This window comes from Paenibacillus taichungensis, assembly GCF_013359905.1.
Taxonomy (GTDB): domain Bacteria; phylum Bacillota; class Bacilli; order Paenibacillales; family Paenibacillaceae; genus Paenibacillus; species Paenibacillus taichungensis.
Genome location: NZ_JABMCC010000101.1, coordinates 337093 through 351328, shown reverse-complemented (window position 1 = coordinate 351328; position 14236 = coordinate 337093). Strand labels below are relative to the sequence as shown.

Annotated in this window: 20 protein-coding genes and 1 pseudogene; 16 read left to right on the top strand and 5 right to left on the bottom strand. The window is 44.0% G+C overall.

The genetic code is table 11. The annotated features are described in order from the left end of the window. From HP548_RS08395 to HP548_RS34075, 12 genes and pseudogenes are all read left to right on the top strand, one after another. Nucleotides 1–1134: pseudogene (locus tag HP548_RS08395) on the top strand (hypothetical protein); the annotation flags it as partial. A gap of 50 nt (nt 1135–1184) precedes the next feature. Continuing rightward, a complete protein-coding gene (locus HP548_RS08390) occupies nt 1185–1745 on the top strand; it encodes a stalk domain-containing protein (protein ID WP_175381378.1) in 561 nt (186 codons plus the stop codon). A gap of 67 nt (nt 1746–1812) precedes the next feature. Then, entirely contained in the window at nt 1813–2001 is a 189-nt protein-coding gene (locus tag HP548_RS08385) for a hypothetical protein (RefSeq protein ID WP_175381377.1), read from the top strand. A gap of 22 nt (nt 2002–2023) precedes the next feature. Beyond that, entirely contained in the window at nt 2024–2491 is a 468-nt protein-coding gene (locus tag HP548_RS08380; RefSeq protein WP_175381376.1) for a phage holin family protein, read from the top strand. A gap of 25 nt (nt 2492–2516) precedes the next feature. Further along, nucleotides 2517–3143, top strand: coding sequence for a lysozyme (locus HP548_RS08375; RefSeq protein ID WP_217504648.1), 627 nt, complete (start codon nt 2517–2519; stop codon nt 3141–3143). Further along, complete coding sequence (locus HP548_RS08370; RefSeq protein WP_175381375.1) at nt 3124–3804, top strand: hypothetical protein; 681 nt, start codon at nt 3124–3126, stop codon at nt 3802–3804. The genes HP548_RS08375 and HP548_RS08370 overlap by 20 nt, the downstream gene beginning before the upstream one ends. Nucleotides 3805–3958: 154 nt before the next feature. Beyond that, nucleotides 3959–4243 carry a LexA family transcriptional regulator gene (locus HP548_RS08365; RefSeq protein ID WP_175381394.1) on the top strand — a complete coding sequence of 95 codons (285 nt, stop codon included), beginning with the start codon at nt 3959–3961 and terminating at the stop codon, nt 4241–4243. Nucleotides 4244–4256: 13 nt separating this feature from the next. Further along, on the top strand, nt 4257–4589 hold the full coding sequence (locus HP548_RS08360; RefSeq protein ID WP_175381374.1) for a YolD-like family protein: 333 nt from the start codon (nt 4257–4259) through the stop codon (nt 4587–4589). A gap of 87 nt (nt 4590–4676) precedes the next feature. Then, entirely contained in the window at nt 4677–5300 is a 624-nt protein-coding gene (locus HP548_RS08355) for a hypothetical protein (RefSeq protein WP_097115751.1), read from the top strand. Next, the gene (locus tag HP548_RS08350; RefSeq protein ID WP_175381372.1) at nt 5297–5821 is read left to right on the top strand and encodes an accessory gene regulator ArgB-like protein; all 525 of its coding nucleotides are present in this window, start codon (nt 5297–5299) and stop codon (nt 5819–5821) included. Before HP548_RS08355 ends, HP548_RS08350 begins: the two co-directional genes overlap by 4 nt. Continuing rightward, complete coding sequence (locus tag HP548_RS08345) at nt 5818–5943, top strand: AgrD family cyclic lactone autoinducer peptide (protein WP_079694709.1); 126 nt, start codon at nt 5818–5820, stop codon at nt 5941–5943. Before HP548_RS08350 ends, HP548_RS08345 begins: the two co-directional genes overlap by 4 nt. A 21-nt stretch (nt 5944–5964) precedes the next feature. Further along, the gene (locus HP548_RS34075) at nt 5965–6384 is read left to right on the top strand and encodes a LytTR family transcriptional regulator DNA-binding domain-containing protein (RefSeq protein ID WP_175381371.1); all 420 of its coding nucleotides are present in this window, start codon (nt 5965–5967) and stop codon (nt 6382–6384) included. Between the two features lie 247 nt (nt 6385–6631). Here the strand turns inward: HP548_RS34075 and HP548_RS08335 are convergent, their stop codons facing one another. After that, entirely contained in the window at nt 6632–6847 is a 216-nt protein-coding gene (locus tag HP548_RS08335; protein WP_217504646.1) for a helix-turn-helix domain-containing protein, read from the bottom strand. Between the two features lie 105 nt (nt 6848–6952). On the opposite strand from HP548_RS08335, the gene HP548_RS08330 reads away from it, so the two are divergent. After that, on the top strand, nt 6953–7090 hold the full coding sequence (locus HP548_RS08330) for a hypothetical protein (RefSeq protein WP_175381370.1): 138 nt from the start codon (nt 6953–6955) through the stop codon (nt 7088–7090). Between the two features lie 277 nt (nt 7091–7367). Here HP548_RS08330 and HP548_RS08325 read toward each other — a convergent pair whose 3' ends face one another. Then, nucleotides 7368–7967 carry a hypothetical protein gene (locus tag HP548_RS08325; protein ID WP_175381369.1) on the bottom strand — a complete coding sequence of 200 codons (600 nt, stop codon included), beginning with the start codon at nt 7965–7967 and terminating at the stop codon, nt 7368–7370. 39 nt (nt 7968–8006) lie between these two features. After that, a complete protein-coding gene (locus HP548_RS08320) occupies nt 8007–8732 on the bottom strand; it encodes a hypothetical protein (RefSeq protein ID WP_175381368.1) in 726 nt (241 codons plus the stop codon). A gap of 365 nt (nt 8733–9097) precedes the next feature. Between HP548_RS08320 and rsmD the strand changes: the two genes are divergently transcribed. Together rsmD and coaD are read left to right on the top strand one after the other, a co-directional pair. Next, nucleotides 9098–9709, top strand: coding sequence for a 16S rRNA (guanine(966)-N(2))-methyltransferase RsmD (gene rsmD / locus HP548_RS08315; RefSeq protein WP_175381367.1), 612 nt, complete (start codon nt 9098–9100; stop codon nt 9707–9709). Between the two features lies 1 nt (nt 9710). Next, nucleotides 9711–10217 (top strand): pantetheine-phosphate adenylyltransferase, encoded by a 507-nt coding sequence (gene coaD / locus HP548_RS08310; RefSeq protein WP_099853707.1) that lies wholly within the window; start codon nt 9711–9713, stop codon nt 10215–10217. Here coaD and HP548_RS08305 read toward each other — a convergent pair. After that, entirely contained in the window at nt 10195–11451 is a 1257-nt protein-coding gene (locus tag HP548_RS08305) for a nucleoside recognition domain-containing protein (RefSeq protein WP_175381366.1), read from the bottom strand. The two genes, coaD and HP548_RS08305, sit on opposite strands and share 23 nt — an antisense overlap. A 203-nt stretch (nt 11452–11654) precedes the next feature. Here HP548_RS08305 and HP548_RS08300 point away from each other — a divergent pair, with 203 nt between their 5' ends. Continuing rightward, complete coding sequence (locus HP548_RS08300; protein ID WP_076289476.1) at nt 11655–12695, top strand: SepM family pheromone-processing serine protease; 1041 nt, start codon at nt 11655–11657, stop codon at nt 12693–12695. Nucleotides 12696–12983: 288 nt separating this feature from the next. Here HP548_RS08300 and HP548_RS08295 read toward each other — a convergent pair whose 3' ends face one another. After that, nucleotides 12984–14216, bottom strand: coding sequence for a nucleotidyltransferase (locus HP548_RS08295; protein WP_175381365.1), 1233 nt, complete (start codon nt 14214–14216; stop codon nt 12984–12986). Nucleotides 14217–14236 lie beyond the last annotated feature (20 nt).

Sequence of the window (14236 nt, the reverse complement as noted above, 5' to 3'; positions counted from 1 at the left end):
GAAATGCGGGTCATGGAAATGACGGAGTATCCATTTTCGATGGACAAGCATACTCAGGTAGTTCTGGCCAACTTCAAGGTTCAGGATTATGACGACATCATTGCCGACCTGGAACGATCCAAACGGATCATGAATGACTTGCTATCTGGCGGTAAGATCCGAACGGATGTGTTTGAGACATTCGCCAAGCAGGCTGTTATTGATATCAATAATTCCAAGACACAAATCATTTACGATCAGCGGGGTATTGTGCTGCAAAGCCAAACAGACGCACGGAATCAGGTCATTCTGACGTCTGACGGGCTAATGCTCACAACAGACCGGGGAATAACTGCAAGGGTCGCCATTACAGCGCAGGGCATTGTGGCGGAGGCTATAAGGGGCGTTCTCGGGGATTTCGTTTCTATGGTCATCGGCAGCGGGAACCTGGTCACCAAAATCAACACACAGGGAATCAGCTCTGGTCATGCAGATTACAACCAAGCGCCGTTTCGTGTGGATATGCAGGGCAATGTAGTGGCACGGTCCATTAAGTTGACCGGGGAAATAGAAAATTCTGAGATGCTCACCTCTGTAATTAAAGCATCGAAGATTATAGGAAACGAGATCGAAGGCGGAACAATTACAGGGGCATTGATCCGAACGGCAGCCAATGGGCGGAGAATTGAACAGGATATAAACGGTTTTCGAACATACGATGGGAATAACAGAAACCGGATACGAATCACTACTGGTTCCAACGATGAAATTGCTGCGATTTCATTTTACGGTTCGGCTGGAGCTTTTGCGGGGGAGATTAATTCATATCAAAACTCGGGTCAGCTGACCATCTTTGCTAATGACTTATTCCTCGGATCGAACAATACAGGTAACCCAATAAGGTTACAAGGCGCACCAATCGTTGCTGGTCCTGCTGAATTCCGTAGCACAGTGGCATTTAACAGCACCGTTACTGGATTGAATCTAAGCATCGGGAATATTTCAGGGCTGCGCGCTGAGTTGGATTCAATTTGGAATTCATTAAGCGGAAAATCACCAATCGGTCATACCCACTCCGTAACATTGCCAACACACAATCACGGCTTATCAGGCGCTTCAAACTGGGGAGGAACCTTCCCAACTTCATCGGCGTAATGGTATTATAGGAAAAATGAACCATATACCATTAAGCGGAGGATACATTTATGAAAAAAGTAGCGTACTTAGTCGGTGGGGTTTTAATCGGATTTGTCCTTTCGACATCATCCGGGGCATTTGCCGAGACAATTAAGTCTATGGTTGGAAAGAAAGTAACCGGGGAATATTCGGTAATAGTTGATGGAAAGGCTTTATCGGATAAAGGTGCTATCATTGACGGAAAAGCTAATATTCCCGTCCGTGGAATATCTGAAGCATTAGGGGCTGATATAAAAGTGAGTGGAAAAACCATCACAGTAACGACTAGCCAGGAACCTGCTGAACTGGATGATAATACTTCATCCTCGCAAGTCTCTGAAAATAAATATGCTGGCCGATCAAAGGCGAGCTTGGAAGAAACATTGTCAATATTGAAGGATCGTATGCTTGCTCCAAATTTAAAAGAGCGTGACGAGGTAGCAGCTGAGGTTAATCGTTTAAAATCAGTTGGGGCGGATGACGCTTTAATCAAAGAGCGCGAGGCCCAGCTCGCTGGTTATGATGAAAGGATCGCTTCAACAAAAGCTGATATAGCTTTAGCGGAAGCTGCTTTGGCAGCAATCAAATAACATATTACCCACACAATGAGTCCGTTACCCACGGGCTCTTTTTTTATGCCCGAAAGGAGGTGAGACATTGAAGGCGACACATCAAGTAGTGATAACGGCTGATATTTCACGGCCAGTTGAAGAGATTGCCGAAATAATTTCATTGTTTCTTGGAATGGTTCCAGCAGAAAAGCAGGAAGAGCTTTTGCAGGCTGTAGATCAGTTGGTAGGCGATGCCTTAGCGGGATTGGTTTCAGATAAAGATACAGATAAATAGAAAGAGAAAGTGGGGGTTCGCTATGCAAGAGGGGATGTCTAATGTCATTAAAATGGTATCTGCTGCTATGGGGGCTGGCGCGGGATACCTCTTTGGAGGCTGGGGAATTTTGATTAATATACTACTGATATTTGTTGTTGTAGATTGGGTGACTGGTTGGGCAGCGGCCTGGATCAAACATGAGCTGCGTAGCCGAGTAGGCTTTGAAGGGATTGCTCGGAAAGCAGCTATTTTTCTGGTGATCACCATTTCACATTTTGTTGATATTATCGTGACCGGAGGAACAGGGCTCATTCAAGATGCTGTTATCTTCTTCTATTTAGCAAACGAGCTGTTGTCTATAACGGAAAACTTAGGACGTATGGGTGTCCCGATGCCTGATGTCCTTCGTAATGCAGTTAAAATCTTTGAATCGAAAAGCGAAGTGCCTACTAATCCAAACCTACCAGATCCACCGCAAGATGATACGACTCAAAAACCAGCAGTCTAATATAAAGAATGGGGTGTTTTAAATCATGCGTAAAATATCTAATACAGGAATTGCTCTGATTAAATTGTTTGAAGGATGCAAACTCACAGCGTACAAGCCAGTACAAACTGAAAAGTATTGGACAATCGGTTGGGGGCATTATGGGGAGGACGTAAAACAAGGACAGAAGATCACACAGGCGCAGGCTGACGCCATGCTAATTACTGACCTGGCTAAATACGAGGCATATGTAAATAACCCATCTTACGTTCCGGTTACGGACAAGCTCACGCAAAATCAATTTGATGCTCTCACTAGCTTTTGCTACAACACAGGTCCAGGGAATCTCAAGTCACTCTGTAACGGACGTACAATAGCGCAGATTGCAGACGTCATCACCAAGTATAACAAGTCGAGCGGAACAGTTCTGAAGGGTCTGGTGCGGCGCAGACAGGCCGAACTGGATCTATTTAACACAAAGGATTCGAAGGAGGGAAAGCCATTGACGCAAGAGAGGGATATTAACGTGCCAAGCAAATGGGCTGAGACAGTTTGGGAAGAAGTGACGAAGAAAGGTTATTTCGATGGCACAAGACCAGGAGCGCAGATCACTCGCGAAGAAATGGCTGTAGTAGTCAGTAGGTTGCTAAACAATGTTGTTCAGAAAGGATAATTGTGGTAATATTGCAATCAAATCCGAGAGCATCGGTAAACGGGACTGCTGGCATGATGTTGGCAGTCCCATTATTTTTCTTGGGGATGGTGATATGATGGGTGTAGTGTCAGAAGTTATCACTGAGATAGGACAAACCGCTGTTATTGTTGCTGGGGCTAGCTGGCTTGCTAAATCTATATTTTCTAGCTGGTTAACTAAAAATGTCGAGTCACATAAATCCGAGTTAAACAAATCAGTAGAGCAATATAAATCTGAAATACAAAGAGAACTACAGCTACATCAAATAAGAAATAGTAAATTACATAATGATCGTTCAGAAATTATAAAGGAATTGTTTTCTTATGTTACAAAAGTAACCTACGAGCTTGGAAGATTAGGAAACGGAAATGAATATAAATTGTCGGACGTAAACGAAATAGATGAGGTATTAGCTTCTTTTGCTACTTACTACGCAGGTGTAAGTATTTATTTTGAACAAGAAATTCTAGAAACCATCGAAGAAATGTTGTTATTGTCTGCAACCATACTAGTAGAAACTTCAGATTTGAGCGCTGTTAATACTAATAAAGCAGATGAGATGCTGTCAGACATAAGGAATTTTAGAAAGGTTTTGCAAAAACAACTGAGTAATCTATTAGGTGTGCAAAATATCTTATAGGGCATAGGAGTTGTAACGCAAACCATCGAATAGGGCAGATTCAAAAAAAATAAGATAATTTAAAAAAAGCTCCATGGTTTTTGAATGCCTATGGAGCTTTTTTTTGTTGAATAACGAACATACATTCGTATATAATAAATCCGAGGTGGTTTACGTGTTGACGGATTATCAACGAAAGATCCTTCGGATCTTATATAACTACAAAGGCGGGCGGCGCAGGTTTCCAACAATCCATGAACTAACGGTTAAAACAGGTAAACATAAACCGGATGTCATGGCTGCTCTGGACGCTCTTGTGGATGCGGAATACATACATTGGGAAGACAAGTCAGACACAGCTAATATCGTCATTTTGGAAGGCTGGGAGCGTGAGGGCGAACGACCTAAGGTGGATCGTACTCCACCAACTGGCAACATCGATTACTGGACCGAATACTAAGGAGGCGTTTGCCATGCGTAGCAGGCTGAAAGATAACGGGTTGTATGAGACATCCAGGATGATTATGCCGGAACATAGAGAGGCAATGCTGCACCAGGAAAGAGAACAGCAGCGCAAGGGAAAACCGGTTCTGGATGAACAGGCCATTGAGGAAATCGTTCGTGCTTTAGCCGAATCTTACAACGAAAAAGTGAGTGTGGATCTGGTGGTGTTTAACCCATTTTACGACGAACCAGTTAGTGGAGTTGTCGTAGGGATCAACCAACGAATGAATAAGGTCAACCTGTTGTTAGAAGATGATGAAAGGGAAATTTCAATCGCAGAAATAATTTCAGCTAACACCTGAAAATTGTATGAATTTGGCTATGGAATTGCCACATGCTCCTATATAATGACTATATAAGTTATTATCTCTTGGGGCGGTGTAGCAATAATGCAGGAAGCGTTTGGATTTATGTTTTTTTCTACACTAGAAGCGTTCTCTTGGTTCCTACTCAGTATGTATATTTTTAGGTACAAACCTTTCAAATATGCTGGGTCGGCGCTAATCGTGATTTTCTTAATGAACCTTGATAGTTTCATTTTGCGGAATGAATTATCACTAGCCAACTACGTTCCTTTAATAAATATTCTAATCTTTGTCTTCTATTATGCTGTCGTTGTTAAAATTCCGCTGATCGGATCGCTTATCGTCACTCTCGCAGGCTTTGCGGGGTTTGGATTAATCCAGGCCGCGCTAACTTTTATCCTTTTTGGTTCTATAGAGGCCGCGCAATCTACTGTATCCAACGGCTATGCGCTTCAAACTGCAACAGCTATTGTCGTGTTTATAGTGGGAGTAGTACCGTATAAGCTCGGGTACGGCATATCTGTACCATTTGAAAAGATGAAATTTAAACTTGAAGAAATTATCACAAGTATTCTGATGGTCTTGTTTTTATGTATTATTTCATTTGTTCTTTACGTAAATAATCTAATGTTGTTGGTCCTGTTATTCGCAGTGACGCTCGGATATCTGCTTTACTTTTCAGTTATGAAGGATAGGAGCTTTGAATGATTGAGAATATATCCCAACGTTTGGCCGTCGGTTTAAAAAAACGTGTTCCGGATCACCCAGCATCAATTGCTGTTTTTCGTTTCACAATCGCTGTTTTGATAAATACAGTTGCTATTATTCTTCTAACGATTTCAATTGGTCTATGGACGGGTCGCTTCAAAGAAGTATGCGTTATTATTGTTTCGTTTGCCTTGCTGCGCGTTGTATCAGGAGGTATTCATTTAAAGTCAGGCGATAAATGTGTTGTTGTAACAACGGCATTGTTCACTGCAATTTCGTTTATCGACATATCGGACTGGGCTGTTTTCTCACTTAACTCCCTGAGCATATTGCTTGCATACTTATTTGCACCTTCCAGGATAGAAAAACAATCTAAGATAGACCAGAAACACTATCCAAAATTAAAATTCCTGTCGATAATATTAATAGCAACAAACTTTTTGTTCATGTCGTCTATATTAGCAGTAACATTTTTCGTACAGTGTATAACACTTATTAATTTGAAGGAGGTGAAAAGATGAAAAAAGGGTACCTATACGGACTTGCTACTGGACTAGCTTCACTCGCTGCGCTTATCGTTACACCTGCGAGCGTGCTTTTTATATATCAAGGCGACACACCTAAAGAATTGTTGGAAAAATAGTGGATGTTATGAGGTGATTTTGTGTATGAGTTAGTTTCTTTATCGGTTTCTAAAGATCGAAACGGTAAGACTGGCGGAACTAATGTGCCAATCAGAGAGATCACTCATTTGGAGAATGACGACTACAGAGTTGTTGTCCATACAGAAAAGAATATTTACTTTTATGTGGCTACATTAACGTTTTTGGAAGACTTCTTGAATTCAAGTGGCTACAGATTCCGTATGGCGGATAGAGGTTGTTTAATAAATGTAGATAGTATCGCGTGTGTGGACATGGACCTGATGTTGGCTTATTTTGAAGATGAACCAACCAAGAAATCGAAGAAGTGTACTCTGGGGAAAGATAAGTTCGCGCGAATTCTAAAGGAGTTTACACAGCTTGAAAATAGATGTAGTTCTCGGATTACTAGTAAAAAGAGACTCTTTGGATTTGGGAGATAGTCGCCACGGCGGCTATTTTTTTTACGATTATAATATAAGCATAAAACGATGCTTATGTCTGTCGAAATTTGTTGTCGAAACGCCAAAATTCGCCCGGGGAAAAACCTTTTACAACTTATGGAATATGTTATTTAATTAAACTAGGAGGAGTTAGATAAGGAAAGAAAGGAAGGTGAGAGGACTTGATGTAAGGTTAGGTACTATTATAGTACTCAAATACCCCGGGGGAGCGCGGCAAAACCGCGACTTACTTCTTAATTTCCCACTCGTACAGTTGTTCCATTCGTATATCCAAGATCAAAGAAGCCACATACATCGCTTCTGCATTCATCGGACTCCGGCCCGTTGCGATAAACGAGACCATCCTTTTGGACCAACCTGTTCGGCGTGCGAATTCGGCTTGAGTCATTTTGCGGTGGTCAAGCCAATATTGAAGTAAGCATCTCCCACGGATTGCTTCCATGATAGAGAGCTCCTTCTTAAGCAAGAGAAAAATAAGATTCGGCACATTATATCATGCCGGAAAATTTAGGTAAACACCTGACCAATCAGCGAGGAGATGCAAGGCATGGATAAAACATCGGAAGATCACACAGCCATCGTAGATATATTGAAGGCTTCACTGCCTCGAAAAGAAGCAGATAAAATGTATAGAGAGATCACGTACTTAAGTGATAAGAAATTGACTGTAAAAATCAAAAAATAGACTCATTTCGTGAGTCCGTCAACAATCCGTCAACAACTAAGCGGAATTAAGGTTTTATATAATTTAATACAAAGGGAAAACCCTTGGTACATAAGGGATTATGAAAACAAATTCGGGGCCCTCTTTCGAGAGCCCCTTTCATGGGAGAGGAGAAACCGGACGAAGAGCTTATGGGGAAACGTAAGTCTTCTCCGCGGTTGTCTACGACACTTGTGATGTCGATAATTACAGGATGGCCGGAAAGTTTCCTTTTTATACATGTTGCATCGTTAAATTATTATTTTTTTGAACTGAGGTATTGGGTTAATTCTGGTGATGGTACAGCACGAATATGCCAGTAATCCTCTGTACGTTTATCATCAGGCCCGTAAGATATTTTAATATACATGTCTTCAAGATATGAAGGGTTGTTGACGGACCAATCATTTGCGGGTTTTAGAACATAAGCCCGGCTTAGACTCAATCCCACTGGATACTCATTGGGTTTCAGGTCGGTCACTATTTCATTATGAGCATTAGTATTTATTAAATCTGGAGTATCAACATAGTTCACCATACTGGGGCTTAACGTAAAAGATTGAATAACGTTCTTGAATTCGGATTGTACGTCATCCATTAATATTTCATATTTAATCCGAAAAGCATCCTTTTCCTTAGATAAGGTAACAGTAGCGCTGAGGGAATACAATTTTTCTTTGAATTCAAGAAAAGATTTTTGATCATTTTCTAATCTTTGATCTAAATCTTCTTTCTCAGTCTGGAGTGTAGCTGAGTCGGTTCTTTTTTGTAATTGATTCGTTGACTCTGATTGAGTACAAGCAGAGGCGGTAAAAAGTAGAACAACAAATAATATGCAGACTAAAACACGATGAGTCATTCAAGTTGTCCTCCAAAGTTTATTATAATTTGCTAAAAATCAATTCCACTCCTCAGATGTATATTTCTTACCTTGCAAATAGTTAGTATTAGCTTTATTTAGTATATACTGATTATTATCGTAATTTGTAGATTTTTGAATGCGTTCTGGGCTAAAACCCTTATCTGGAGTAAAGTCTTTTGTGTCTTGTCTTTGAACGTGATTTGTATTCCAGAATAAAGCATAGTAATATTTATACGTATTTCTATTTGTTGTTTCGAACAAAGTATTCCAAGTATTGTTATACCAGACTTGTCCTTGTTTGGTTGGATACGAATAACCCACTAATGTTTTAGCGGTAGCATACTGCTTAACATCAATATTATCTATCAATAAATCTACAACATTGTAAACAACAGTCCCTACAGTTGTTTTTACAAAGTTTCCAATGATCCACATTGCATTATTTTTAATAGTTTCGAATATGCCAGATTGTTTATCCTGTTCTTCAAGAACCGCGTATGATCCGTAAGTGACCAAGTTAACTCTTGTGGCACCTACCCCAGGGTTTTCAGCGTATGGAGAGACGACTGTACTATCTTTAATAATTCTTGATTTAGCTACATCTTGGGGATCATTTTTTATAATGTAGTTATTATCTTTGGAACGTTGCAAATCTTCATAAGAATTGCTGGGAGAAGTATTTGATAAATCACTTTGACTTGCAGACACAGTAGTCGATGAAATTGACATAATTAATACTAAAGAAATAAGGGCTTTTTTCAAATTAACTCTTCCTTCCATATTTGTTTTTCAGATTGCTGGGACCTAAGCTAAAGTATTTAATGATAGATCATAAATTTACTATGTATTTGATAAAGACAAGTACATTACAATTGTAAATTCTTCACTAATTTTTAGCCTATCTAAGAATCTGTTAAATTGATTATATTTCGTATATATTTTTTTGTAAATAAATTCCTTGGATTATTTTGGTGTTTTTATACTTTTTTTATTCTATTCTTACAAAAATCACTTAAAATTTAAATACTATATGCTGTATTATACTGAGTAGTTTTTTCAAACTGAACCCGATTGTGGTACGATAGCTTTATCAATAAACTTACATAGAGAGAAAAGGTGACTCATCAGTGAGAGTGGTATCTGGGAGTGCGAAAGGCAGACCGCTGAAGGCTGTTCCTGGCACAGGGACGCGGCCGACCACCGACAAGGTGAAGGAAGCGTTGTTTAGTATGATTGGCCCGTATTTTGAGGGCGGTACAGCATTGGATCTGTTTGCAGGCAGTGGTGGTCTCGGTATTGAGGCACTGAGCCGCGGCATGGACAAGGCTGTTTTTGTTGACTTGGAATCGAAAAGTATTGAAGTGATCCGTGCAAATCTGAAAGCAACCAAGCTGGAAGATCAGGCGGCTATATATCGGAATGATGCCAGTCGTGCATTGAAGGCGCTCGCCAAGCGAAGCACAAAATTTGATCTCGTATTTCTTGATCCGCCCTACCGTATGAAAAATGGGGACGAGTTAATGCTTACAATGCATGAACTGGATCTGCTTGAACCGGAAGCGACCATCGTGCTTGAATATGAATCCAAATATAGTTACCCTGAGCAATTCGGCCCGTTTGAACAAACGCGCAAGGCATTGTATGGGGAGACAGCTGTATCCATCTATTATTATGCACCTGCTGCAACAACAGAAGATGGAGAACCTAGCACAGCGGAAGAGGAGGCTCCTCATGAGTGAAATGATACATCGTCAGGAACGAATTGCCGTATATCCAGGCAGTTTTGATCCCGTAACTATGGGCCATTTGGACATTATTGCCCGGGCGTCGAAGCAGTTCGATCGCGTCATCGTGGCTGTATTGAATAATATGAGCAAAAATCCATTATTTACGGTGGAAGAACGCAAGAGTCTTATTACGGAAGTCACGAGTCATCTGTCTAATGTGGAGGTGGACAGCTTCCGTGATCTGACGGCAAATTATGTACGGCAAAAAGATGCTCAGGTCATTGTCCGTGGTATCCGCTCGGTGACAGATTTTGAATATGAGCTTCAGCTGGCCTCGACGAACAGCAAGTTAAATCCGGATGCGGAAACCATTTTTATGATGACCAATCCGAAATATTCTTATCTGAGCTCCAGCATCGTCAAGGAAATTGCCCACTACCATGGAGATGTCACCGATCTGGTCTCACCTGAAGTGGAAGCTGCGTTGCGTCAGAAAATTAGCGAGAAAACCGGCGGTTAAACCAAAAGGTCAGCCCGGATAGGCAGATCATGACGGTGAGCAGCAATGCCAGACCCATACAGGCAGCAGGGAAACCAATCCAGACGGCATCGATGATGTCGGAGGTATTCATGCCAACCAGGGACTGCTTGGTTAGGAAAGGTGTCAAACCATTGCCCGGATTGTTCTGAAACGTGGCCCAGACTTCTGAGTTGTAACGGCTGAAAGGCAGCCACAGCAGCAAGCTGATGAAAAATGCAACCAATGCTTGAAGCAGGCGGATTCCGGCAAAATACAACATGGATGTTGCGGCAAGACCAGCAGCTTTCAGCACGGCGGAGACTTGCAGATGAGAGCATAGACCTCCCCAGCCGAGAACAGCTGCAAGCAAAGACATTAGCAGAACGGGTGTCAGTGGGCTCTGACTCAGATGATAAGTTCCGAGATGCAGTTCCAGAAGTGAGGGCCAAAAAGCAACTGAAGTACCGGGGGTGATATAGAGGGTGAGCAGCCGAACAAACACGGCAAACACAATCATATATCCTCCGGTCATCATTAAGGTTTGCACAGCTTGGGAGACCGTGTCACCAAGCAATTTGCCGAACCCGCGTCCGTCACGTTCCTGGGCTTCACGCGCTGCAAGCATCATTTGTGACCATAGGCTCCGTCGTTTATACGAAGAAGGGGTTGCAGTTGAGGATTTTTTTCCTTTTAATTCCTTGGGTAGGAGTCGTACTCCGATCATGCTGGCAATCCAGCCACTAACCCAGTGAACAATCAGAAGGAAATATCCGGCAGCAGGCTGATGAAGAAAAGCTGCACCGATGACAAGTATAATCATCAATGGATTGGCGAAATGAGATGCTGCTGCGACAATACCCGCCTGTTTGGCGGTAATTTGTTGATCCTGCACTAAGCGGGAGGCGGAATCTGCTCCTGCCGGAAAGCCGCCACACATGCCGACAACAATGGCCAGTCCGGCTTTGCCTGGTAGACGGAACCAGCGCTGCATTAATGGCCCTAATAAGACGCCAAGTGCGTGGGTAAAGCCGAATGCAGTCAGCATTTGGGATAACATCAGGAATGGAAGCATGGCTGGAAAGATGATTTTCCACCAGATATCCAAACCTTGAATAGAGGCATCGAATGCATCTTTCGGAGATACAACTACTGCAATTACCAGCAATAAAGCGCCTGTACTCATAAGTACCGTTCGTAACGGTCCAGAGCCCGTAACTTCGCTCTGCATTGTCATTGTTTCACCTCATATGGATCGTGCCGCATACACTCGGCCAGGATTAGTTGTGGACGGCCGAATGACGTCCGTGGACGCTTCGGCCTTGACCGGATAAGCGACTGTAAACAGCGGCCTATCCGGCCTGTACCATTGTATGCAAAAGCATGAGAGTGTTAGACTTATAATTATTGAAAGATACGCAAAGAACGGGGGCTCATGCAATGAATCAGATTCGGAAATCTGGCGGATTCAGAGCTTCGATCTTTGTGATCGTGGTGGCTCTGGTCGTCTATGTTGCGGTGTATATGCCAACGCCATATATCATTTATATGCCTGGTAGTGCCGACGAAGTAAAACCCATGGTTACCGTGAAAGAGGGGGATAAGGAAGAACGCGGAGTTTTTATGATGACGACAGTGTCGGCAACATACGCCAATGTGTTTTTGCTAGGAACCTCCTTGTTTAATCGAAATGCTCAAGTGGATAAAAAAGAAGATCGGCTGCGCGGCAAAAGTGAAGCGGAATATTCTGCCGAACAGGTCTGGTTCATGAGTGATTCACAATCCTCGGCCATGGAGGCAGCTTATGAGCAGGCGGGAGTGAAATACTCCATTGTTCCTGAGCATATTTTTGTATTTGGGTTGTCTGAGGATCCCAAGCCTAAGGGAGATATTGAGCCCGGTGATATTATTTTGGGTGTAAACGGAACGGCAACTCCGGACAATACGGTGCTGTCTGAGCAGTTAAAGAACAAAAAGGTCGGAGATACGGTTGAGATGCAATTGGAGCGAGGCGGAGAAACGATCAGCCGCGACGTTCAACTTATTGAAGTGAAAGATAGCAAAACGGGTGAAGTTCGCCCGGCACTGGGTGTCATGATCGGAGCGGTTCAGAAAGTGAAAGCAGAAGATCCGGATAAACAGATATCCTTTACGGATACTCAGGTAGGTGGTCCATCTGCCGGACTGATGTTCACCCTGGAAATTTACAATCAGTTGACCCCAGGAGATTTGACGAAAGGTCACCGGATTGCTGGCACAGGCACCATTAACAAAGAAGGTGTGGTTGGCGCTATTGGTGGCGTTGTGCACAAAATTGTTGCGGCAGATCGGAAAGAAGCAGAGTTTTTCTTTGTGCCGAAGGACAATTATAAAGAAGCTGAAGCCAAGGCTGAACAGATTGGTACCAAAATGAAACTTATTCCTGTCAGCACGGTGGATGATGCGCTGGCTTATCTGAAAACCTTGTCTGTCAAATCCTAAAACGATCCTTATTTGTGATTAGCATGACTAAAAGAATACCAGGATGATGTAAAATCCCCCTATTGCAACGATGCCGAATCGGTGTGCAATAGGGGGATTTTGTGTGAGTGATCGATATAAAATAACGCATGATCAACGAGAGTCCGATCGATTTTATAATAATAGATCAGGATTGCATCAATCGATGGTTAAGCGTTGGCTCCAGCAAAAGCTTGTGAGTCGATATATTGAACTTGTGTTTCGAAATCGTTTATGTTGAACCAGCTTTGGATAGGACTGAACGTAGAGTTAGAGCCTCACAGGCGGGTCATAGTAGTCGCTGTACATCATACGTGTATCGGTGTGTTCGCAGGCGAGTGTATATGCTGCCTGAGCCTGTACATCCAGCTCCAACTGATTATGGACAAAGGTTGATGGTTTCAGCAGAACGGGCAAAGAAGCCGTCTTTTTCATCTGTTTCAACAGGCCCTGTCCTTGTGCATTAAACCCAAGCACTCGAAGATATGCGGGCCCTTCAGCCAGCTTCTCGGACGAACATTCGGCCTTGGTATGATTCAGCAGGATATGGGTCAGCATGCGCTGTAGTTTTGTGCGTGTGTACCGTTTCGTTTTGAGTGCGTTCAGCAACGCATCGACTGAAGGCTCCGGGAGTTGAGCAAGTGTACGGCTCAGCCTGTGTTCGAGTCCTTCCGTGACCTCGGCGATCTGCTCCAGTTCGGAGGCACGGCGTGTGGCCGCGATGTGCAGCAGCGGCTGTGCAAAGCGCTCCCAGTGCACGGGAGCGCGCCCTTCCTGCCATTCGTGCTGCAGAATGGCAAGGGTTGCCGCCGGCACGTATGGCGCGGCGGCTTCGGGCCCGTCCGTCATCAGCAGGCGGCGGACGGCAGTTGCACTGGCGATCGCCCCCGGTCCGGGCGTCGCATCATGATACGCGGCACCGGTACGCGCCGCCGTAAAGGGCCTGATCGCGCTGCCCAGCCGCTGCAGCGCGATCAGGTAATGCAGCCCAAGCGAATTGTTGGGCTGCCCCAGCAGTGCAGCGGCGTCGTTCGCATCGACGCCGCCAGGCGCCAGCGCTGCCGCCGCACCTGCGTATGCGGCGGGGTAGCTGGCGCCTTCCCGCAGGCGGCGCGCGATATCTTCGCGCAGCCCTGCGGGCTCCACAGCCAGCACGCGCGCAATGCGCTGCAGGCTGTCCAGGTCGCCGGACTCGCTGCCAAAGCATAGCGAGTCCACAACGCCTGTGCGGTGCAGCAGAGACACCGCACCATAGGCGAACCACTCGGCCGGTTGTACAGCATAGGCAACCGGCAGTTCAATTACAAGATCGGCGCCAGCATGCAGCGCCATCTCAGTCCGTGCCCTTTTGCCCACGATGGCGGGTTCGCCGCGCTGGAGGAAAGGGCCGCTCATCACAGCTACAACAACGTCTGCTCCACTGAGCCGTCTGGCTTCGCTTAGATGATAGACATGTCCGTTATGTAAAGGGTTATATTCAACAATGACGCCAACGGCTTTCATATGAGAACGCGCTCCTTTCG